Genomic DNA, 18,828 nt, shown 5'->3' on the forward strand with positions numbered 1-18,828 from the left:
CAGTTCACGGAATACGCTATAATCTTCATAAATTATTAAGGGAGCAGAGCATAATGAGAGGCAGTGAGTTCGCCGAATTGCGCGCCTTTGCCGCCATTGTTGAACATGGCAGCTTCGCCCGCGCCGCCGCACAGCTGGGGATGTCCGCTTCTGCGCTGAGCCAGACGCTGCGCAATCTGGAAAGCCGCCTGGGGCTGCGCCTGTTGAACCGCACCACCCGCAGCGTGGCGCCCACCGAGGCCGGCGCGCAGATGTTGGCGCGCCTGCTGCCGGCCATCGCCGAAATCGATGCGGCGGTCGAGCAGGCGGTCAATCAGCGCCAGCAGCCCACCGGCCGGCTGCGGCTCAATGTCACCCGCGTCGCCGCGCTGCACTGTCTGGCGCCGATGATCGGGCCGTTTCATCGGCAATATCCGGACATCACCCTCGATCTCAATGTGGAGGACCGGCTGGTGGACATCGTCGCCGGCGGTTTCGACGCCGGCGTGCGCCTGCATGAAAAGCTGCCGAAAGACATGGTGGCGATCAAACTCGGCGGCGACCTGCGCATGCGGGTGGTGGCGTCGCCGGACTATCTGGCGCGTCACGGTCGGCCGCAAACGCCGCGCGAACTGCGCGATCATCGCTGTCTCAACTGCCGCTGGCCGACCAGCGGCACTCTGTACCGATGGGAATTTGAGCGCGACGGCGAAGCGCTGGAGGTGGCGGTGGCAGGGCCGGTGATTGTCGATGAGCCGGAAATCCTGGTGCAGGCGGCGCTGGACGGCGTCGGCATCGCCTATCTGTTTGAGCATCAGGTCGCCGCCGGGTTGGCCGAGGGGCGCCTGCTGCCGCTGCTGGAAGCCTGGTCGCCGCCGTTTCCCGGGTTCTATCTGTATTACCCCGCCAACCGTCAAATGCCGCGCCCGCTGCGCGCCTTTATCGATTTTGCCCGCCAGCAACAGCGGGCGGAGCCGTAGCGCGGTTTTTTTGAATAACACCGTCAGTTAAATTTGGTATTCAGCCGCCGGCAGGTTGACTAGATTGGAGGTTCCATGGGCGCCGTCGGCGCCCTTATGCAGCTACCGGGGAGTTTCTATGGCGAAGACAGCAGTTGTTTTTCATTCCGGCTACGGCCATACCGAACGTTTGGCGAAAGTGGTGGCGGAAGGCGCCGCAGCGGAACTGATCGCCATCGATCAGGAAGGCAATATCAGCGATGAAGCCTGGCAAAAACTGGATGAGGCCGACGCCATCATCTTTGGCTCGCCGACCTACATGGGGGCCCGTCCTGGCAGTTCAAGAAATTTGCCGACGCCAGCTCCAAGGCGTGGTTCGGCCGCAAATGGCAGGATAAGGTGTTCGGCGGTTTCACCAACAGCGCCAGCCTGAACGGCGACAAACAGGTGACGCTGATTGCATTGCAGACCCTGGCGTCGCAGCACGGCGGCCTGTGGGTCAGCCTGGGGCTGTTGCCGGCCAATACCAAATCGGCGCAGCGTACCGACGTCAATAACCTGGGCGGTTCGGTGGGCCTGCTGGTGCAAACGCCGGCCGACGCCGGGGTGGACGAAATGCTGTCTGGCGATCTGGATACCGCCAGGCTTTATGGCCAGCGCGTTGCGGGTTTCGCCGCCAAGCTGGCGTGATGCCGCTCCCCTCATCCGCCGCGATGGGGGGAATATTCCCAGAGGTTTTCCTCGCCCGGGCCTCCCGCCGTTCATTTTTTCTGCACAATTGGCGCGTATATTGCGATGTGTTATTAGCCCGCTTGGGCTAACACTGCATTTCGTACGAATATTCCCGGTTCCTAGACCGGGTTTTTTGTTGCTAAGGTTCACTTAAGCCTTTATCGATACACTGAACGGCAGCACAGACATGCAATGGCTGTGTCGTCACTGTCAATTTGCTGTTGTTCAAGCAAACCCGCTCCGTGCGGGCTTTTTTTGCTTCCAATTGCGCTGGCGAGTCAGTTGCAGGAAAATAATAGCCGGCAACCCGAGCAAAACCATAAAGATTAATAACCATTTATTTTTTGTTGTTATTATCTTTGCTCAGGTGCGCCGTCGTTTACGCTATGCTGTCAGAGAAGCTAACCGTATTTTCCGTTATGAGGCCGCGGGTTAAACTTGGGGCGTTATGGCGTAAGAAGATTCCGTTAAATAAAGGTTAATACGTTTTACTATTGATTTGTCTGGCTTTTTTTGGTTGAAATCTGGATTGTTCATCCCCTCATGATGCCGGGCGAGAGAGTATGCATATTATTATTCTGGTTATTATCAATATATGGGCACGGCGATGAGCGCCAGAATAAATGCCAAACATGGCTTGCCGGTCACCGTCCAGCTGATCAATCTTTTCATGCTGGCCTTTTTGCTTTCTCTGCTGGGTATACTTACCCGGCCAATAGGTTCGCTTTCCTTGTTTTGGCCGCTGAATACTATTCTGCTCGGCCTGCTACTGCGCAAACCCGCTTACGCCACGCCCCTGGGGTGGCTGACCACCTATTTGGGCATGATCGCCGCCGATCTCAGCGCCGGCGAAGGGCTGGCTTTGGCGATGTGGCTGAACGCCTGCAACATGTCGCTGATCGCCACCGGCTACGGCATCATGCTGATGCTGCCGCAGTCGCAGCGGCGGATGGGCAAGCCCCAGGCGATACTCTATATGTTCAGCGCCAGCCTGGCCGGCGCGGCGGTGGCGTCGACGCTGTCGATACTGCGCAACGACAGCCTGTACAACAACACCGTGGTCGTCGCCTGGCTGGCGTGGTTCAGCGAGCAGTTTTCCACCAACCTGCTGTTGCTGCCGGTGATCCTGGCGGCGCCGCGGCTGAAACAGCTGCTGAGCCTGCAGATAAACTGGCGGCTGCGCGCCGGCATGCCGCTGCTGGCGCTGTTGCTGTCCCTGGTGTTCAGCGTGTATATCGGCGGCCCCGGCGCTATCGCGTTCCCCATTCCGGCGCTGCTGTGGTGCGCGGTGCGCTACCAGCTGTTTACCGTAACGCTGCTGACGTTACTGACCGGCATGACCGAGATCAGCAGCATCTCGGCCAATCTGATGCTGTATGAAACGCCGAACAACCACAATGCCTTCCTCGATACCCTGATGTCCGCCCGGCTGGGGATCGCCATGCTGGTGATGGGGCCGCTGATCCTCGCCAGCTCCATCGCCGGCAACCGCAAACTGATGCGGCGGCTGGAGCACAGCGCCAATCACGATTTTTTGACCGGGGTATTGTCGCGCAGCGCGCTGACGCGCAAGGCCGGCGAATTGCTGGAGCATAAGCACCGGTCCAAAGAGGCGGTTTCGCTGCTGTTGATCGATATCGATCACTTCAAGCTGATTAACGACACCCATGGCCATGTGCTCGGCGATCAGGTGCTGGCGTCGTTCGCCCATATCGTGCGGCGCGAGCTGCGGCACGATCAGCTGTTCGGCCGGCTGGGCGGCGAGGAGTTCGCCATCATGCTGCCGCGCGCATTGGCGGCGCAGGGCGTGGCGTTGGGCGAACATTTGCGCCAGCTGGTGGAAAAGGCCGATCTGCTGCCGGGCGGCAAAGCGCCGCAGAAGATCACCATCAGCGTCGGCGTCGCCAGCCTGGCGATGAACGAGGTGAAGTCGCTGGAGCAGCTGATGAATATGGCGGATATCGCGCTTTATCGCGCCAAGACGCAGGGGCGCAACCGGGTGGAGTCGTTCAACGTGGTGAGCGGCAACAGCGTCGGGCACATCATGTTCCGCTAAGCGCTTTAACCCTGTCGGGGTTCGAATTCGGCGCCGCAGTTAGGGCAGATCAGCATGACTTTCTGCTGCAGCGTCGCGCATTTCTGGTGGGTGACGTAGGCGCATTTGGGGCAGGCGATTTGGGTGGAGCGGTTGATAAAGCCTTTAACGCTAGGGGTGTCAGACATATCGGCGGCCTGTGTCAGGTGAAAACCCACGCTAACACAGGCAGTATCAAATAGCCCCGATTGTTTTTTATACCGACGGGCTTACAGGCTTTTCAGCGCTTTGACGGTTTCGTCCATATCGATCTCATGCTCGGAGAAGGTATGGGTCGCATTCTGGAAGGTGGTGATGGTCAGCATGCGCAGCGTCTGCATGGCCTGTGGCGCGTCTTCGGACTGCGGGCGAATGCGGTTCATCAACAGGCCTACCGACAGCACGGTGTTTTCCTTGTCCACCTCGGCCTTCACCGGCACTTCCCTGGTGAAGGTATTGAAGGACTTGATGCTGGAAATCTTGATTCTTTCGTTGGCGATGATGATGTATTTGCTCGCGGCCAGCACTTTAACCGCATAGGCGGAGGGGCCCTTGGTGTTGTTGGTCGGTTCGAAGGTCACCGCCGCGTTTTTCTTGATCAGCTCTGGGTTCTGCACTTTAATCACGTGAAAGTAACGATTTTCCCCGTTCTCGTCGGTAATGAAGCCGAAGCCTTTGTCTTCAAAAAAAGTCGTTATCTTGCCGTTCATCGTCATTCTCGTAGGTTCGTTCGATACAATATTTATGCTGCCTATGATAGCGCGGAATGCCCGTCAGCGACAGATTGCGCGCAGCGGCATTTGATCATGCGATAACGGTATTTAACGGGGTTTCCGCCACAGGCTATTTTTCATCCTGATTTCATTCAATGCTGAAAGGGAAAATCGATGGGAATACGCCGCCGAAAAACGCCGCTTCGCGGTCTAATCTGCCGGGGCGCTGCGGCGCCCCCGCCGGTTACAGTACTTTGTTGAGGAAATTGACGGTGCGCTGGTGCTGCGGGTGGTTCAATACCTGGCGGGCGTCGCCCTGTTCGACCACCTGACCGTCGACCATAAACACCACCCGATCCGCCGCCTCGCGCGCAAAGCCGATCTCATGCGTCACCACCACCAGGGTAACCCCCAGATCCGCCAACCCCTTGATCACGTCCAGCACTTCACCGACCAGCTCGGGATCGAGCGCCGAAGTCGGCTCGTCAAACAGGATCACCTTCGGGTTCAGCGCCAGCGCGCGCGCGATGGCGATGCGCTGCTGCTGGCCGCCGGACAGATGGCGCGGATAGGCGTCCGCCTTGTGGCGCAGGCCGACGGTGTCCAGCAGTTCATAAGCCACCTCTTTCGCCCGTTCGCGGCGGTGGATCTTATGTACTACCGGCGCTTCGATAATGTTTTCCAGCACCGTCAGGTGCGGAAACAGGTTAAAGTTCTGGAATACGTAACCGACGTTGATGCGCTGGCGGAGGATGGCCTTTTCCTTCAGCTCGTACAGCCGATCCCCCTTGCGGCGGTAGCCGACGTAGTCGCCGTCGATGCGGATAAAGCCTTCGTCGACGCGCTCCAGGTGATTGATCGCCCGCAACAGGGTCGACTTGCCGGAGCCGGAGGGGCCGAGGATCACCGTTACCGTGCCCGGCTGCAGCGTCAGGCTGACGTCGTCCAGCGCCTTGTGCTTGCCGAAATACTTGCTCACGTTGCTGATTTCAATCAGGCCGCGCGCCGGCACCGGGTTGAAGTGGCGCACCGGTTGTTCGCGTAATGCATAATAATCAATGGCTTCAGACATAGAGACTCTCCTAACGTTTTAGCCAGCCGGCCAGACGCTGCCACGGCGTCGGCGGCAATTCGCGCACTGCGCCCCGGGCAAAGTAGCGTTCGATGTAATATTGGATCACCGACAGCGCGGTGGTGATGAACAGGTACCAAACGGTGGCGACCATCAGCAGCGGTATCACCTGTTGGGTGCGGTTATAGATAACCTGAATGGTGTAAAACAGTTCCGGCAGCGCCAGCACGTAGACGATCGAGGTGCCCTTCGCCAGGCTGATGATTTCGTTGAAGCCGGTCGGGATGATTGAGCGCAGCGCCTGCGGCAAAATGATGCGGAAGGTTCGGCGATAGCCGGGCAGGCCGAGCGCCGCCGCCGCTTCGTGCTGGCCGTAATCCACCCCGAGAATGCCGCCGCGGATGATCTCGGCGGTGTAAGCCGATTGCACCAGGGTCAGGCCCAGCACCGCGACGGAAAACTGGCCGAGAATATCAATGGTCGGGTAGCTGGCGAACGCCAGCGAGGTAAAGGGGATACCCAGTGAGATAGAATCGTACAGGTATGAAAAGTTGTACAGAATGATCAGCACCAGGATCAGCGGCAGCGAGCGGAACAGCCAGATATAGCCCCAGGCCAGCGAGGCCAGCAGGTAAGATCGCGACAGCCGCGCCAGCGCCAACAGGGTGCCGAAGATGATGCTGAACAGCGTGCCGAGCAGCGTTAGCAACAAGGTTTGCCCCAGCCCGGAGAGCACTGCGGGGGCGAAGAACCACTCGGCGAATACCGGCCATTCCCAACGTTCGTTGGCCGCTACCGATTGTATTATCGCCGCCAGAATAAACAGCGAAAACAGCGCGCCCACCAGCCGCAGCGGGTAGCGTGCGGGCACCACTTTCAATACTTCTTGTTTGGACATCTCAATTCTCCTGAAACAGATAACGGGGCCTTAGGCGATCTTCCTCTCGGACGCGCAACAGAGCGCGTCCTCTGTTATCAGGTTTTTGCGAAACGGCAGCCGGCCATCGTAGGGCGGGCGGCTGTAGATCTCGCTGTCGATGCTCGGGTCAAACTGCGGCTGATAACCGTTGTTCAGATAGAGGCCCACCGCCTCGGGCTGGCGAAAGCCGGTGGTCAGATAAAGCTGGCGGTAGCCTTGCCCGAGCGCCAGCGTTTCCAGCTGCTGCAGCACCCGCTGCGCCAGCCCCTGGCGGCGCAGATCGCTGCGCGTCCAGATGCGCTTCAGTTCGGCGGTTTGCGGGTCATAGCGTTTGAAAGCGCCCATGGCGATCGGCGCGCCGCCGCGCAGCAGCACGATAAAGGCACCCTGCGGCGGGGCGTACAGGTCGAGCGATTCCTGCTCCTGGTCACCGAAATAGTCACCGTAGCGCCGGCGATATTCGCCGAACAACCCCTCAATCACCGGCGCGATCAGCGGATCGTCCGGCAGCGTCTGAATAAAAACGTCATTAGCCATCGACATGTTCCCCTAATCGTCCAGCGCAGCCGGCAATACCGTGGCGGTAAAGGTTCTCTGCATAGCGGATATCCCCGAAAAATATTCTTATTATTGGGTAAAGCGGTTCAGCGGCTGTTTCAGCCCAAGGTGTTCACGCAGCGTCTCGCCGTGATAATCGCTGCGAAACAGGCCGCGCTGCTGCAGGAGCGGCACCACCCGATCAACGAAGTGGCCGAACGAATTCGGCGTGCCGCCGCTGATGATAAAGCCGTCGGCGGCCCGGCCGTCGAACCAGCTCTGCAGGCCGTCCGCCACCGCCTCCGGCGTGCCGCCGAATACCGGGCGCGGCGAAGCGGCTTCCAGCGCCACTTGGCGCAGGGTCAGATTGCGCTCGCGCGCATTGCGCTTGATGGCGTCGGTGGTGCTGCGGAAGCTGTTCTGCCCCAGCTCGCCGATATCCGGAAAAGGCTCATCCAGCGGGTGGCGAGAGAAATCGTAATGTTCGAAGTAACGGCCGAGGTAGTTGAGGGCGTTCTCGATGCTGACCAGGCGGGCGGTCTCCCAATATTGGCGCTCGACGTCTTCCTGGTCGTCGCCGACGATCACGCTGACCCCCTGGAAGATGCGCAGGTCGTCCGGTTCGCGCCCCTGTTCCGCCAGTTGGCGTTTCACATCCTGATAAAACGCCTGCGCCAGTTCGCGGGTTTCATGATGCGTGAAAATGGCGTCGGCATGTGCGGCCGCCAACCGTTTGCCGTCTTCGGAGGCGCCGGCCTGAAACAGGATAGGGCGGCCCTGCGGGGTGCGGCCAATGTTCAGCGGCCCCTGCACCGAGAAAAACTCGCCCTGATGATTCAGGGTATGCAGCTTGCCGGCGCGGAAAAATTCGCCGCTGGTTTTGTCGCGAACGAAGGCGTCGTTTTCCCAGGAATCCCACAGCCCTTTGGCGACGTCGAGGAATTCGCCGGCGATGCGGTAACGCAGGCTGTGCTCCGGATGCGCGTCGCGCGAGAAGTTTTTGGCCGATCCTTCCAGCGGCGAGGTCACCACGTTCCAGCCGGCGCGCCCCTTGCTCAGGTGATCCAGGCTGGCGAACTGGCGGGCCACGGTAAAGGGATCGCTGTAGGAGGTGGACAGGGTGCCGACCAGGCCGATTTTATCGGTGGCGGCGGACAGCGCGGCCAGCAGGGTCAGCGGTTCGAATCGGTTAAGAAAATGCGGAATGGACTTCTCGTTAATATATAACCCGTCGGCCACGAACACGAAGTCGAATTTACCCTGTTCGGCCTTTTTAGCCGCAGCGATATTAAAATCGAGATTAATGCTGGCGTCGGCGGTGGCGTCCGGGTGCCGCCAGGCGGACATATTTCCCGATGCGCCATGCAGAATGGCGCCAAGGCGAAGTTGCCGTTGGGGGTTAGCGCTGTTGCTCATTGCTTTCATCCTGTAATGCGCCGCAGGGGCGCGCTGCGTCTGATGTCAACACTATTGATGAGCGCTGGCGGGATGTAAAACAACAAAACAGCATATTCAAATGTTGAAAACAGCAAATATCCAGGCGAAGAAAACAATAAACCCCGGCACGGTATTTACCGCGCCGGGGAAATAATAATTGCCGATATTCAGGCGTTGCTGGTGGCTTTTTCCGTTACTGTGGCGGTTAATTGCTGCAGCGTACGTTCGGCCAGCAGTTCAAAATATTGCGAAGCCGGGAAGATGGCCCGCTCGTCCGGATTGAAACGCGGATGATGCAGGCCGAACTCGCTGGCGGATCCGATGCTGACGAAGACCCCCGGCACGTGATGCAGGTAGAGCGCGAAGTCTTCCCCGCCCATCTGCAGGTCGGCTTCCTCCACCCGATAGCCGGCTTCGGCGGCGACGGTTTTGCTGAAGGCGGCCCAGCGCGCGTCGTTGATGACCGCCGGCGGCCCCGGCTGCCAGCGCAACTCGGCCTGGGCGCCCAGCGAGGCGGCGACGCCGCCGATCACCTGGCGGATTTTTTCCGGCACCTGGCGACGCACCGCGTCGCTGTGGGTGCGCACCGTGCCTTCCAGCTCCACGGTTTGCGGCAACACGTTCCAGGTATTGCCGCCTTCGATGCGGGTGACGCTGACCACCAGCGACTCGAGGGAGCTGAAGCTGCGGCTCGGCAGCGTTTGCAGCGCGCCGACGATCTGGCCGGCGGTAACGATGGTGTCCACGCCTTGCTCCGGTTTGGCGGCGTGCGCGCCTTTGCCGGTGATCAGGATCTGGAATCGGTCGACGTTGGCGTAGAACGGCCCGGCGCGGGTGGCGAAGGTGCCGGTGGGCAGCTCCGGCGCATTGTGCAGGCCGAACACCGCGGCCACGTTATCCAATGCGCCGGCGTCGATCAGGTGCTGCGCGCCGTTGAACGTTTCCTCGGCCGGCTGGAAGAAGATGCGCACCGTGCCGGGCAGGGTGGCCTCGCGCGCCTTCAGCAGCAGCGCGGCGCCGAGCATCACCGAGGTGTGAAAATCATGTCCGCAGGCGTGCATGACGCCGCTGTTTTGCGAGCTGAAGGGCACGCCGGAAATTTCTTCGATCGGCAGGGCGTCAATGTCGCCGCGCAGCGCGATGATCGGTCCCTGGCCGCTGCCGATCTCCGCCACCACGCCGGTTTTCAGTTCCAGCGGCAGGATGCGGATGCCGGCCTCTTGCAGCCAGCGGGTGATACGGGCGGTGGTGGCGAATTCGCGGTTGGAAAGTTCCGGGTTCTGATGCAGTTCGCGACGGTAGGCGACAATCTTCTCGGCCAGTTGGCTGGTCATAGGCTTGGCTCACAGTGGTAAATAATCATTAACCCTAGTGCAGGGCGGGCCGAAGCAAAAAGACCATCTGGTTATATTTCATAGCGATTGCGTCTGCATCGGGCCGTCAATGCGACGTTTGGCGGGGTGCGACAGGCGTTCGACCGTTGTTTGCCGGCGTTGCCAGTGGATTGGGCTGCTGCGCAAAGCGATGGCAAGCGGTGCGGGCAATTTACAGCGCGCCATACGGATTTTTTCACTTTTTATCGGTTTTATGTGATCCAGGTTGTGGACAAAAACCGGCCCAATTGCTGTACTGTAATGGACACACTTCTTGTGTCTTACATTCACGTTAAAGGTAAGTTTGATGTCTAAGATTAAAGGTAGCGTTAAGTGGTTTAATGAATCCAAAGGTTTCGGCTTCATTACTCCGGAAGATGGTAGCAAGGACGTTTTCGTTCACTTCTCTGCCATCGCTAGCAATGGTTTCAAAACTCTTGCTGAAGGCCAGCGTGTAGAATTTGAAATCACGAACGGTGCCAAAGGGCCATCTGCTGCTAACGTTATCGCTATCTAAGCTACAGTAGCCGAAATTCTTAAAACCCGCTCACCGAGCGGGTTTTTTATTGCCGTTTTTTGTCGCGCCTCAGGCCGGCGTTTTGCGCGCCAGCAGCCTGAACAGCAGGATGGCGATGGCGTAGCAGCCGACGATGGTCAGCGCCATCGATACGCTCGAGGTGCCGCCCAGCCCGGTAATCGGCACGCTGCAGGCGCCGAGCGCGAACATGCATACGCCGATCAGCGCCGAGGCGCTGCCCGCTTTATCCCCCTGGCTCTGCATTGCCAGCGAAGACGCGGTCGGGCCGACGATGCCGATCACCGCTACCGAGAAGAACAGCGGCACCAGCAGCAACACCAGCGGCGCCTGCAGCAGGGCGGCCAGCAACAGCAGCAGCGACGCGGCGGCGGCGAGCGTCAAACCGCCTTTCAGCACCCGGATCTCCCCCCAACGCGAACTCAGGCGGCTGGCCAGCTGCGCGGAGATAATCAGCCCCACGCCGTTAATGGCGAAACACAGGCTGAACATCTGCGGGCTAAGGCCGTAGATCTGCTGCAGAACGAAAGGGGAGGCGCCGATATAGGCGAACATGCCGGCCATCACGAAGCCCTGCGTCAGGCACAGGCCCATAAACTGGCGCTGGGTCAGCAGCCCGCCCAGCGACAGCAGCATCGCCAGAATGCCGCCCTGGCTGCGGCGCTCCGGCGGCAGCGACTCGCTCAGCTTCAGGCTGGAAAGGGTGAACAGCAGCACGGCGATGGCCGCCAGCACGCCGAAGATGCCGCGCCAGTCCATAAGCTGCAGCATGGCGCCGCCCAGCACCGGGGCGACGATCGGCGCCAGGCCGTTGACCAGCATCAGCAGGGCGAAGAAGCGGGTCAGCTCATGGCCGGCATACAGATCGCGGGCGATGGCGCGTGAAATCACCGCGCCGCCGGCGCCGGCCAATCCCTGCAGCAGGCGGGCTATCAGCAACTGATCGATAGTCGGCGCCAGCGCGCACCACAGCGATGCGGCCAGCAGCAGCACCAGCGACAGCAGCAAGGGACGCATGCGGCCCAGCTTGTCGCTGTAGGGGCCGAAAATCAGCTGCCCGACCCCCAAGCCGAGCAGGCCGGCGGTCAGGCTAAGCTGCGCGCTGGCGGTGGAGGTATTCAGCTCGCCGGCCATCTCCGGCAGGGCGGGCAGGTAAAGATCGGTGCACAGTGGCCCAAGTGCGGCCAGCAGGCCAAGCACTACGGCGTACGCCAGACGTTGTCTGGCCAAGTGTCTGGTCATGGGGAGTCAAGGTTTCCTGAACAGGTGGGAGATTGCTTGCTGATACAGCTCGCGCAACAGGGTGACATCGGCTTTTTGCGTGGTAAGGATGCGGTAACCGGTGCCTTCGCTCATCACGGCGATAAACTCCACCCGCGCGGCGATTTCTTCCGCGCTGAAGTGGGGATACAGCCGCTGCAGGTTATGGCAGACGTGGCGGAACAGCCGTGCCTCCGCATCGCTGAGCATCTTGGCCACCACCGGGTTGCGCGTGGCTTCGGCCGTGACTTCCAGCATCAGCATATGGTCGGTTTCGTTTTCGCCCGGCTGCTGGAACAGGGTGCGCGCCGCCAGCGTGTCGGCGATCAGGTTGATGTGATCGCCGAGATTTTCCAGCCGCTGCATTTTATTGGCGATGATGCGGTTAACGATTTCTTCGATGATCGCGTCTTTATTGGCGAAATAGCGATAAATCTGGCCGACGCTGAGCTGGGAGCCCTGCGCGATTTCCGCCATGCTGGCGGCGTGGAAGCCACGGTGGCGAAAGCATATTTTCGCCGCCGACACGATCTGATCCCGGCGGGCCTGCGCTTTGGCTTGCCTGCCGTCGAGAGTGGTTGCCATATCCCCGATCCTTTGCCAACAGTGAGGGTTGTTCATTCTGGGTGTGAACGTTCATTCTCAATTGTAGTGCAAGCGCGCCGGCGAGGGCAATATTAATGTGCGGCGCCGTGGGGAAAAGGGTCAGGCGAACAGATAAACCTTGATAAAAGCGGCGACAATCAGCAGGCACAGCAGGGTTGCGGCGATTTCAGCGGCGGTTTTAGGCAGGCTAAACATCAAAGGCTCCCATCCAGTCAAAGATACTGGATGAGATTATGCGCAAGCAAGATTAAGGAAACATTAAGACCGCCGGCGGAAAGCGATTATCGCCCGCTGATCCAGCTTACCAACAGGAAGGCCAGCAGGGTCATCGCCAGCGAGCCGGCCAGGTTAAGCAGCATATTCGCCAACGCCCAGGCGAAGCGCCCGTCCTGCATCAGATACACCACCTCCAGCGAAAAGGTGGAAAAGGTGGTCAGGCCGCCGCAGAAGCCGGTGGTGATCAACAGCTTCCAGTTAGCGTCCAGGTGCGTCATGCGGGTAAAGATGGCGATGGCCAAACCGATGACAAAACCGCCGACCAGATTGACCGTCAAGGTACCGAGCGGAATATGCGCATTAAGCGGATTCATTCTCATGCTCACCGCCCAGCGCAATACGCTGCCGAGGCCGCCGCCAACAAATACCGCCAGTAAGGAACTCAACATGGTGCAATACCCTTTCACAATGGGGACAAATAAGGCTCAGAAAGGTTCGGGCGCAATGCTACGTTCCCCTCGCTGAGCGGTTACGTAGACATCATCAGCCTGCAAAGGCGGTTTGGGAGGAATGTCATCTCCATGGCACTGCGCGTTTTTTTGCCGCGCAGGTGGATGTTACACCCAACCCGACCTGTTTTGTAGTATCTGCACATGCGGGGAGCGCAAAATGGAAATCAGAAACGCCGCCATGCCTTCTATCAGCGCTGAGGCGCCCAAGTGTTTTACCAAGTTATTAAGTGATTAAGTTAGCCGGCTGAGGGCGCCGGTGCCAGGCCCGCCGCGCGTGGCGCGCTTTTAACCGGCGGCTTGGCCGAAAGATCTCACTCTGTTACATGTTGTTGTTGTTTTAGCCCGGTGAAAGTAGGTAAATATCCGCAGGCAAGGTTAGTTTTCTCGCTGTATGCACAGCGCTATATGAATGAGAAGGTGAGTATGGAAGGTATCAGTATTACCAAACTTCTGGTGATTGCCGTATTGGTCATTTTACTGTTCGGCACCAGCAAACTGCGCACGCTGGGCGCCGATCTGGGCGCGGCGCTGAAGGGCTTCAAAAAAGCGGTCGGCGACGACAATACGCCGCCGGCAGCCAACAACGCTGCCGAGAGCCAGACCGCCCAGCAGCAGAGCGTCGAGAAAAAAGACGTTTAAACCCGCTCAGGCCGAGCAATAAAAAACGGATGCCGCCAGGACATCCGTTTTTTGGCGTTTCCGCCGCGTGAAGCGTAACAAACTATTACCGCGCTTACTTCACTTCCATCCCTTTCGCCTGCAGATCGGCATGATAGGACGAACGAACGAACGGGCCGCAGGCCGCGTGGGTAAAGCCCATCGCCATCGCTTCTTCTTTCATCTCATCGAACTCGGCCGGGCTGACGTAACGCTGCACCGGCAGGTGGTGGCGGCTTGGCTGCAGGTACTGGCCCAGCGTCAGCATGGTGACGCCGTGGCGGCGCAGGTCGCGCATCACTTCGACGATTTCCGCATTGGTTTCCCCCAGGCCGACCATCAGGCCGGACTTGGTCGGAATATGCGGATGGGCTTCCTTGAAGCGTTCCAGCAGCTTCAGCGACCACTCGTAGTTGGCGCCCGGGCGAACCTGGCGGTAGACGCGCGGCACGTTCTCCAGGTTGTGGTTGAACACGTCCGGCGGGGTCGCGGTGAGGATCTCCAGCGCGCGGTCCATACGGCCGCGGAAGTCCGGCACCAGGGTTTCGATCTTGATGGTCGGGTTTTTGGCGCGGATGGCGGCGATGCAGTCGGCAAAGTGCTGAGCGCCGCCGTCGCGCAGATCGTCGCGGTCAACCGAGGTGATCACCACGTAACGCAGGCCCATGTCGGCGATGGTTTGCGCCAGTTTTTCCGGCTCGTTGGCGTCCGGAGCGATCGGGCGGCCGTGGGCTACGTCGCAGAACGGGCAGCGGCGCGTACAGATGGCGCCGAGGATCATGAAGGTGGCTGTGCCGTGGTTGAAGCACTCAGACAGGTTCGGGCAGGACGCTTCTTCGCACACCGAATGCAGACCGTTTTTACGCATCGCGGCCTTGATGCCCTGAATGCGCGTTGAGTCGGCAGGAAGTTTGATTTTCATCCACTCGGGTTTACGCAACAGCTCCTGCCGTTCGGTGACCACGGTTTTTACCGGGATCAGCGCCATTTTGTCTGCATCGCGGTATTTGACGCCGCGTTCCATCTGAATTGGTTTACTCATAATCGTGCAGGTTCCAGTTACGAAACTCGACCTTGTTATTTATCTTTTAAATTCAACAACTTAAAAGGCCGTAGTAAAATGATAGTAAAATTCTGGTAATACTATATCACCTTTACGGTGATCCATTCAGCCCCTCTTGTATCACGATAGAGGTCAGTCATGGCTGCTGTTTTGTGCCCCATGATGGCTTGAGCAACCTCTTTACCGTAAAGGTCTGTATACAATCGAGTTGAAAGGCTCCTGATTTCATGGAGGCTTGGCTCCGTGCCTGACCAGCTAAGGCCCGTTTTATCCCTCGCTGTACTGAATCCCTTTGATAATGTTCCTGGCTTCAACCCGCTGCCTTTTGTAGCCCCCCTGGTTGTATGCAGTAAATATTTGCTTACAACACCAGAGGCGCGACACCTCGAAATAACCTCCTCAAGTACCAAACCCTCTTCAGGAATTGACAGGCTCAGAGGCAAAGAAACTCTGGCCCCAGTTTTGATCTGGGTCACCCACAAAAATCCATCATGGCTATCCTTGAATTTCATCTCTGCCAAGTCTTCCCGCCGCTGTCCGGTCACAAGCGCCAAATCAAACATGTTTTTTACCCAAGGCTCACCGCTTCCAGTCTCTGCCAATATTTGGCGGTACTCGCTAATGATTAACCTGCTGCGTTTAACTTTGTTTGCTGGTGTCTTGGTTGGGGTTACTGGATTCTCTCTCAAATGGCCAGTGGCGATTGCCTCATTGAAAGCATCGTTAAGGATCTGCCGCATTTTCCCTGCCGTGGCTTTCTTTCCCTGCTCTGTATAGACCTCCATCATTTCTGCGATATCTTTGGTGGTAACACGGGACAGGAGCAGATCACCCATTCTTTCCTTGATATAGCCAATCTGTAGGCCACGCTGCCGGAGAGTGGCAGTAGCTAATCCACGTTTCTTGAGGATCAAAAAATACCGATCAAGGTGGCTACTAAGAGTTAAAACGTCAGCACCTTGCAACCTGTCAGCTAGCCTGACTTTATTCTGCATATTATAAATCATAATGTTAGCTTCAACGGCTTCATTGATGGCTGACGTTTTATCTGTGCCAAGTCCGTAGCGCTTTCCATCTCGAGGATCGCGCCACTGATAATTACCACCGCTTTCATACAAGTTTGGTGGCAGGTCTTTATGCTTTTTTATTCTCGGTCTTGCAGCCATGTTTTATACGCTCCACTAAATTATATTCGCTGGTGGGCTTAGCCTTCTGAGCCACGTCTTTGGGGTTATGAGGGTTCACATATTCCGCACTTGGGTTTACCCACCAATTCCGCCCGATTTTTTTCGGCGGTGGGTATATGCGTCCCGTTCTGGCCCACATCCAAAGCGTCCCCTTTTTATATGGCTGGCTGAATTTGCTTTCGGCCCACTCTGTCAGCGTTATTGATTTCATGGTTATCTCCACACGTTAAGCCCGCCGCATACGGGCATTAATTCAATCGTGACATGTCACACTGTTAATTTAGTTTCGTGCCATCCATAGGTTTGCCAGCACTCAGAATCACCGAGGAAGTAACAGCCTTCAGGATCGCCTGGTAGCTTGTCTTTGCACTTACCGCAGCACCGGTTATTGCGTGCCGCCAACTGCTTTTTTAATTCGGCGTTATCTTTCCTGATCAGCATGGTTATGTATTCGTCCATGTCATATGGCTCGCGTTGCGGGCGGCGTGCCGCACAGTTCTCCCGCAACATATCGATTTCTTGCTGATCCAGCTTTAGTTCGAAAAGTACAACACCTGATTTGCGTTGGCGCTCCCGTTGTGCTGCTTTACGTTCTGCATCTGTTTTTGCCATACCAACCTCCTATAGCCCGCCCCAGCTATCGCCGTCATCGCGATTACGATTAACTGCGTGACGAGTTAATAGGGTGAGCAGTACGGTGTCTAAAGCCCAGATGCACACTGTAAGCCAGCCCATAATATTGAAGAGAAACAAGATAGGGCTCGTGATGACGAGCCAGAAAATGAACACTTTCACTTGCCGCCCTCCGGTGCTGCTGCCAGCATTGCGGCGCGGCAGGCGTTCCATCCGAGCTTGTAGGCGACGTTAATAGAGTCGCACGGTTCATGGGCCTCCATTTTAACAATGGCCTGTCGCGTGCTGATTGCCTCTGGCACTGCTGGCGCTGGCGGGGCGGTGATGTGCAGTCGCGGTTCGCCGTCTTTCGGCTCCGGCCATTCGCGATTTTTGTTCACCGATAGCTTTTCGATCATTGCTTGGGTGATCTGCTCGTCAGTGATGCCAGCACGGCGTTGCGCATCCCACAGCAGGAATTGCATATCAGCCCACTCGCTGAGGTCATCAGGTTTGTCTGCGGCCTCCAGTGCTTCTTTGCTGAGGTGTTTTAGCGGGCCAATAGGGCCGACATTGCCGAATGTTGACCGTGACCATTCGGCGTGAGCTTCGCGAACCGCATCCCGAGCATTAGGTGAATCAGCAATAGCGTAAACCTTGCGAACCTCGCACCCCTCACGAACGGCCTGGTTCTTGCCGTGTTCATCAATAAGACCCAGCCAGTCTCCATTTACTGATTTGAATTGCCAGCCTGCCAGCTCAAGGCCTTGCACCGGCTGCGCCTCCCGGTTAGCCAACACCTCGGTGATTAACTCAAACTCAGTGCCGGAGCGCGGATTTTTCAGCCGCTCCTTCAGCCATTCAGTCGTTAGTGTCATGCATCCCCCTTAACTTGCTGTAGATTCGACGTTGGCCGGGAAAGTCATTTCACCCAGCAGCGCGCCTAGCCGATCAGCGGTAGGGATGAAGTCCCCCGTTCCGCTGCTAAAAATGTGGTCCTCGATAGCTTGCGAGAATGCGTTATCGTATATGATGATGTTGCGATCACCTGCCGTTGCAAACCCCAAGCGCTCAGACGGGCAGCGGTTCAGCACCTTCTGTACGTCATTTACCCATTTCTTTTCTTCTTTAGTAAGCTCCGTCATGATCCTTCTCCCTTTAACCAATAGATATGTGAATGAAGCTGAGCAGCCAGAGGGCTAACTCAATGACTGACCATGCAGCAAGAGCGAGGACAATCCCCACGATTATGAGGTTTACTCCAGTGAAGTAATGCATCTACTCATCCCCCTCTACGGTGAAGCACATCCCGGCAGAAGTGAGAATTTCCTCAACCTGCTTACGCGAATACGCTGGGTAACTGTGGTCTGCATAAGTGCATGAAGGTCGCGGCAACCGCACCGGCGTAGCCAGCAACGCTTTCAGGTGTGCAATTTCCGCCTGAGCGCTGTCATTCATGATGATTAGATGTTTGGCTGCATCCTGTGCCTTCTGGAACTTTCCGGCATAATCGGTAGCGATAGATTCCAGCTCGGCGATGCGCGTATCGCGAGCGTAAATGACGCTTTCTAGCGATGCCGACTTGCGCTGTTCTGTGCCTACACCTGCCTGGAGCTGGATAACCCATCGTGCCAGCTCGCCTTTCTCATCATTCCGCAAACTTAGATCTTCGAGTAGATATTTATCGATCATCACAGCTCCCCATTGCGAAGGTCATCAGCGAAAGAAAACGCCTCTTGGCTCGCAGTGGCCCAATGCCGCTGCGCTTCATAATCTGGGAAGGTTTCGTCACTGGCCCATGACTTGAATGCTTCCGCCAGTTTCTCTACGCCCCTGATCTCCGCCTCAGATACGCGCTGCTCTGCTGCCTCGGCGCGCTTCTTCCATCCGGCAGACTCTCCAATCCAAAATTGAGCCACCTTATCCAGGGCGGAGACGTACTCTTGCGAGTAAATGAAGTGTGGGCCATCCGGCAACGCATGGCCCGCTGAACTCCATGCAACGGCAAACATATTTCCATCTGGTCGGCCGCGTTGAACGTCAACAGTCGCCACCGGCTTGCTCAGTTCGCTCAGATTATTGTCCATCAGGGGTATCCTTCAGGTAGTCCAACAGATTCAACACAGCCCAGCAGTAAGCCAAAAAGAAAACCCCACCCACGACATACCCAATGGTTCCATTCTCAGTGACATCAATGACTACAACCTGCAGCATCGATACAGCCAAGACCAAGATGCGAAGTAACCAGATAAACTTACTCATTTTTTCTCCTGAGATACTGACCGTTGTGCGCGGCGCTGGCGGCGTGATGGCTTGACGTGCTGCCACACGAATGGCGGGGTGTTGGCGTTGTATACCTGCCACCGCCGGTTGCTGATTTTGAAG

Annotated in this window: 22 protein-coding genes, 2 pseudogenes and 1 riboswitch; of the genes and pseudogenes, 5 read left to right on the plus strand and 19 right to left on the minus strand. The window is 57.7% G+C overall.

The features are described 5' to 3' along the window. Positions 1–53: 53 nt before the first annotated feature. The 3 genes and pseudogenes from D7I37_RS13110 (at position 54) to D7I37_RS13120 (ending at position 3,726) form a co-directional block, all read left to right on the plus strand. The gene (locus tag D7I37_RS13110) at positions 54–959 is read left to right on the plus strand and encodes a LysR family transcriptional regulator (protein WP_061799258.1); all 906 of its coding nucleotides are present in this window, start codon (positions 54–56) and stop codon (positions 957–959) included. 118 nt (positions 960–1,077) lie between these two features. Then, positions 1,078–1,628, plus strand: a pseudogene (locus D7I37_RS13115) (flavodoxin family protein). A gap of 649 nt (positions 1,629–2,277) precedes the next feature. Beyond that, positions 2,278–3,726: a GGDEF domain-containing protein gene (locus tag D7I37_RS13120; RefSeq protein ID WP_129543814.1), complete on the plus strand. Its 1,449-nt coding sequence runs from the start codon at positions 2,278–2,280 to the stop codon at positions 3,724–3,726. Between the two features lie 5 nt (positions 3,727–3,731). On the opposite strand, the gene D7I37_RS27030 is transcribed toward D7I37_RS13120, so the two are convergent. From D7I37_RS27030 to D7I37_RS13150, 7 genes are all read right to left on the minus strand, one after another. Beyond that, positions 3,732–3,893 (minus strand): YnfU family zinc-binding protein, encoded by a 162-nt coding sequence (locus tag D7I37_RS27030; RefSeq protein ID WP_165283096.1) that lies wholly within the window; start codon positions 3,891–3,893, stop codon positions 3,732–3,734. An 81-nt stretch (positions 3,894–3,974) separates the two neighbouring features. Continuing rightward, the gene (locus D7I37_RS13125) at positions 3,975–4,454 is read right to left on the minus strand and encodes a cold-shock protein (protein WP_061799311.1); all 480 of its coding nucleotides are present in this window, start codon (positions 4,452–4,454) and stop codon (positions 3,975–3,977) included. 247 nt (positions 4,455–4,701) lie between these two features. Continuing rightward, positions 4,702–5,529, minus strand: a complete 828-nt coding sequence (locus D7I37_RS13130; RefSeq protein WP_129543815.1) for an amino acid ABC transporter ATP-binding protein — start codon at positions 5,527–5,529, stop codon at positions 4,702–4,704. Between the two features lie 10 nt (positions 5,530–5,539). Next, positions 5,540–6,427 carry an amino acid ABC transporter permease gene (locus D7I37_RS13135; RefSeq protein WP_061799262.1) on the minus strand — a complete coding sequence of 296 codons (888 nt, stop codon included), beginning with the start codon at positions 6,425–6,427 and terminating at the stop codon, positions 5,540–5,542. 30 nt (positions 6,428–6,457) lie between these two features. After that, positions 6,458–6,985, minus strand: a complete 528-nt coding sequence (locus D7I37_RS13140; protein WP_061799263.1) for a GNAT family N-acetyltransferase — start codon at positions 6,983–6,985, stop codon at positions 6,458–6,460. Between the two features lie 90 nt (positions 6,986–7,075). Beyond that, a complete protein-coding gene (locus D7I37_RS13145; RefSeq protein WP_095096202.1) occupies positions 7,076–8,401 on the minus strand; it encodes an LLM class flavin-dependent oxidoreductase in 1,326 nt (441 codons plus the stop codon). A 188-nt stretch (positions 8,402–8,589) separates the two neighbouring features. Then, positions 8,590–9,756 (minus strand): M20 peptidase aminoacylase family protein, encoded by a 1,167-nt coding sequence (locus D7I37_RS13150; RefSeq protein ID WP_061799266.1) that lies wholly within the window; start codon positions 9,754–9,756, stop codon positions 8,590–8,592. Between the two features lie 346 nt (positions 9,757–10,102). Here D7I37_RS13150 and cspE point away from each other — a divergent pair, with 346 nt between their 5' ends. After that, positions 10,103–10,312, plus strand: coding sequence for a transcription antiterminator/RNA stability regulator CspE (cspE, locus tag D7I37_RS13160; protein WP_002210315.1), 210 nt, complete (start codon positions 10,103–10,105; stop codon positions 10,310–10,312). 69 nt (positions 10,313–10,381) lie between these two features. Here cspE and D7I37_RS13165 read toward each other — a convergent pair whose 3' ends face one another. From D7I37_RS13165 to crcB, 3 genes are all read right to left on the minus strand, one after another. After that, a complete protein-coding gene (locus D7I37_RS13165) occupies positions 10,382–11,572 on the minus strand; it encodes a Bcr/CflA family efflux MFS transporter (protein WP_061799267.1) in 1,191 nt (396 codons plus the stop codon). Between the two features lie 6 nt (positions 11,573–11,578). Next, positions 11,579–12,175, minus strand: coding sequence for a TetR/AcrR family transcriptional regulator (locus D7I37_RS13170; protein WP_061799268.1), 597 nt, complete (start codon positions 12,173–12,175; stop codon positions 11,579–11,581). A gap of 302 nt (positions 12,176–12,477) precedes the next feature. Then, complete coding sequence (gene crcB / locus D7I37_RS13175; protein WP_061799269.1) at positions 12,478–12,861, minus strand: fluoride efflux transporter CrcB; 384 nt, start codon at positions 12,859–12,861, stop codon at positions 12,478–12,480. 78 nt (positions 12,862–12,939) lie between these two features. Continuing rightward, a riboswitch (Fluoride riboswitch) is annotated at positions 12,940–13,002 on the minus strand. 345 nt (positions 13,003–13,347) lie between these two features. Here crcB and tatA point away from each other — a divergent pair. Further along, complete coding sequence (tatA, locus tag D7I37_RS13180; RefSeq protein WP_061799270.1) at positions 13,348–13,563, plus strand: Sec-independent protein translocase subunit TatA; 216 nt, start codon at positions 13,348–13,350, stop codon at positions 13,561–13,563. Positions 13,564–13,657: 94 nt separating this feature from the next. Here the strand turns inward: tatA and lipA are convergent, their stop codons facing one another. The 9 genes and pseudogenes from lipA to D7I37_RS13225 all read right to left on the minus strand — a co-directional run bounded on the left by lipA (position 13,658) and on the right by D7I37_RS13225 (position 18,705). Further along, positions 13,658–14,623: a lipoyl synthase gene (gene lipA, locus D7I37_RS13185; RefSeq protein ID WP_061799272.1), complete on the minus strand. Its 966-nt coding sequence runs from the start codon at positions 14,621–14,623 to the stop codon at positions 13,658–13,660. Positions 14,624–14,724: 101 nt separating this feature from the next. Beyond that, positions 14,725–15,810, minus strand: coding sequence for a tyrosine-type recombinase/integrase (locus tag D7I37_RS13190; protein ID WP_129543816.1), 1,086 nt, complete (start codon positions 15,808–15,810; stop codon positions 14,725–14,727). Further along, positions 15,779–16,042 carry an excisionase gene (locus tag D7I37_RS13195; protein WP_129543817.1) on the minus strand — a complete coding sequence of 88 codons (264 nt, stop codon included), beginning with the start codon at positions 16,040–16,042 and terminating at the stop codon, positions 15,779–15,781. Before D7I37_RS13195 ends, D7I37_RS13190 begins: the two co-directional genes overlap by 32 nt. A 56-nt stretch (positions 16,043–16,098) precedes the next feature. Then, entirely contained in the window at positions 16,099–16,443 is a 345-nt protein-coding gene (locus tag D7I37_RS13200; protein WP_129543818.1) for a hypothetical protein, read from the minus strand. A gap of 179 nt (positions 16,444–16,622) precedes the next feature. Next, positions 16,623–17,069, minus strand: a pseudogene (locus tag D7I37_RS13205) (dATP/dGTP pyrophosphohydrolase domain-containing protein); the annotation flags it as partial. A 261-nt stretch (positions 17,070–17,330) separates the two neighbouring features. Next, a complete protein-coding gene (locus tag D7I37_RS13210) occupies positions 17,331–17,588 on the minus strand; it encodes a hypothetical protein (RefSeq protein WP_129543819.1) in 258 nt (85 codons plus the stop codon). 133 nt (positions 17,589–17,721) lie between these two features. Further along, on the minus strand, positions 17,722–18,135 hold the full coding sequence (locus D7I37_RS13215; protein ID WP_129543820.1) for a hypothetical protein: 414 nt from the start codon (positions 18,133–18,135) through the stop codon (positions 17,722–17,724). Beyond that, positions 18,135–18,530 carry a hypothetical protein gene (locus D7I37_RS13220; protein WP_129543759.1) on the minus strand — a complete coding sequence of 132 codons (396 nt, stop codon included), beginning with the start codon at positions 18,528–18,530 and terminating at the stop codon, positions 18,135–18,137. Before D7I37_RS13220 ends, D7I37_RS13215 begins: the two co-directional genes overlap by 1 nt. After that, entirely contained in the window at positions 18,520–18,705 is a 186-nt protein-coding gene (locus tag D7I37_RS13225) for a hypothetical protein (RefSeq protein ID WP_129543760.1), read from the minus strand. Before D7I37_RS13225 ends, D7I37_RS13220 begins: the two co-directional genes overlap by 11 nt. Positions 18,706–18,828: the final 123 nt, after the last annotated feature.

The organism is Serratia sp. 1D1416 (assembly GCF_003641105.1).
Taxonomy (GTDB): domain Bacteria; phylum Pseudomonadota; class Gammaproteobacteria; order Enterobacterales; family Enterobacteriaceae; genus Serratia; species Serratia ficaria.

Bases quoted from the DNA above. Each gene is read 5' to 3' on its own strand.
- D7I37_RS13110 (WP_061799258.1), top strand. From the start codon at position 54: ATGAGAGGCAGTGAGTTCGCCGAATTGCGCGCCTTTGCCGCCATTGTT.
- D7I37_RS13120 (WP_129543814.1), top strand. From the start codon at position 2,278: ATGAGCGCCAGAATAAATGCCAAACATGGCTTGCCGGTCACCGTCCAG.
- D7I37_RS27030 (WP_165283096.1), bottom strand. From the start codon at position 3,893: ATGTCTGACACCCCTAGCGTTAAAGGCTTTATCAACCGCTCCACCCAA.
- D7I37_RS13125 (WP_061799311.1), bottom strand. From the start codon at position 4,454: ATGAACGGCAAGATAACGACTTTTTTTGAAGACAAAGGCTTCGGCTTC.
- D7I37_RS13130 (WP_129543815.1), bottom strand. From the start codon at position 5,529: ATGTCTGAAGCCATTGATTATTATGCATTACGCGAACAACCGGTGCGC.
- D7I37_RS13135 (WP_061799262.1), bottom strand. From the start codon at position 6,427: ATGTCCAAACAAGAAGTATTGAAAGTGGTGCCCGCACGCTACCCGCTG.
- D7I37_RS13140 (WP_061799263.1), bottom strand. From the start codon at position 6,985: ATGGCTAATGACGTTTTTATTCAGACGCTGCCGGACGATCCGCTGATC.
- D7I37_RS13145 (WP_095096202.1), bottom strand. From the start codon at position 8,401: ATGAGCAACAGCGCTAACCCCCAACGGCAACTTCGCCTTGGCGCCATT.
- D7I37_RS13150 (WP_061799266.1), bottom strand. From the start codon at position 9,756: ATGACCAGCCAACTGGCCGAGAAGATTGTCGCCTACCGTCGCGAACTG.
- cspE (WP_002210315.1), top strand. From the start codon at position 10,103: ATGTCTAAGATTAAAGGTAGCGTTAAGTGGTTTAATGAATCCAAAGGT.
- D7I37_RS13165 (WP_061799267.1), bottom strand. From the start codon at position 11,572: ATGACCAGACACTTGGCCAGACAACGTCTGGCGTACGCCGTAGTGCTT.
- D7I37_RS13170 (WP_061799268.1), bottom strand. From the start codon at position 12,175: ATGGCAACCACTCTCGACGGCAGGCAAGCCAAAGCGCAGGCCCGCCGG.
- crcB (WP_061799269.1), bottom strand. From the start codon at position 12,861: ATGTTGAGTTCCTTACTGGCGGTATTTGTTGGCGGCGGCCTCGGCAGC.
- tatA (WP_061799270.1), top strand. From the start codon at position 13,348: ATGGAAGGTATCAGTATTACCAAACTTCTGGTGATTGCCGTATTGGTC.
- lipA (WP_061799272.1), bottom strand. From the start codon at position 14,623: ATGAGTAAACCAATTCAGATGGAACGCGGCGTCAAATACCGCGATGCA.
- D7I37_RS13190 (WP_129543816.1), bottom strand. From the start codon at position 15,810: ATGGCTGCAAGACCGAGAATAAAAAAGCATAAAGACCTGCCACCAAAC.
- D7I37_RS13195 (WP_129543817.1), bottom strand. From the start codon at position 16,042: ATGAAATCAATAACGCTGACAGAGTGGGCCGAAAGCAAATTCAGCCAG.
- D7I37_RS13200 (WP_129543818.1), bottom strand. From the start codon at position 16,443: ATGGCAAAAACAGATGCAGAACGTAAAGCAGCACAACGGGAGCGCCAA.
- D7I37_RS13210 (WP_129543819.1), bottom strand. From the start codon at position 17,588: ATGACGGAGCTTACTAAAGAAGAAAAGAAATGGGTAAATGACGTACAG.
- D7I37_RS13215 (WP_129543820.1), bottom strand. From the start codon at position 18,135: ATGATCGATAAATATCTACTCGAAGATCTAAGTTTGCGGAATGATGAG.
- D7I37_RS13220 (WP_129543759.1), bottom strand. From the start codon at position 18,530: ATGGACAATAATCTGAGCGAACTGAGCAAGCCGGTGGCGACTGTTGAC.
- D7I37_RS13225 (WP_129543760.1), bottom strand. From the start codon at position 18,705: ATGAGTAAGTTTATCTGGTTACTTCGCATCTTGGTCTTGGCTGTATCG.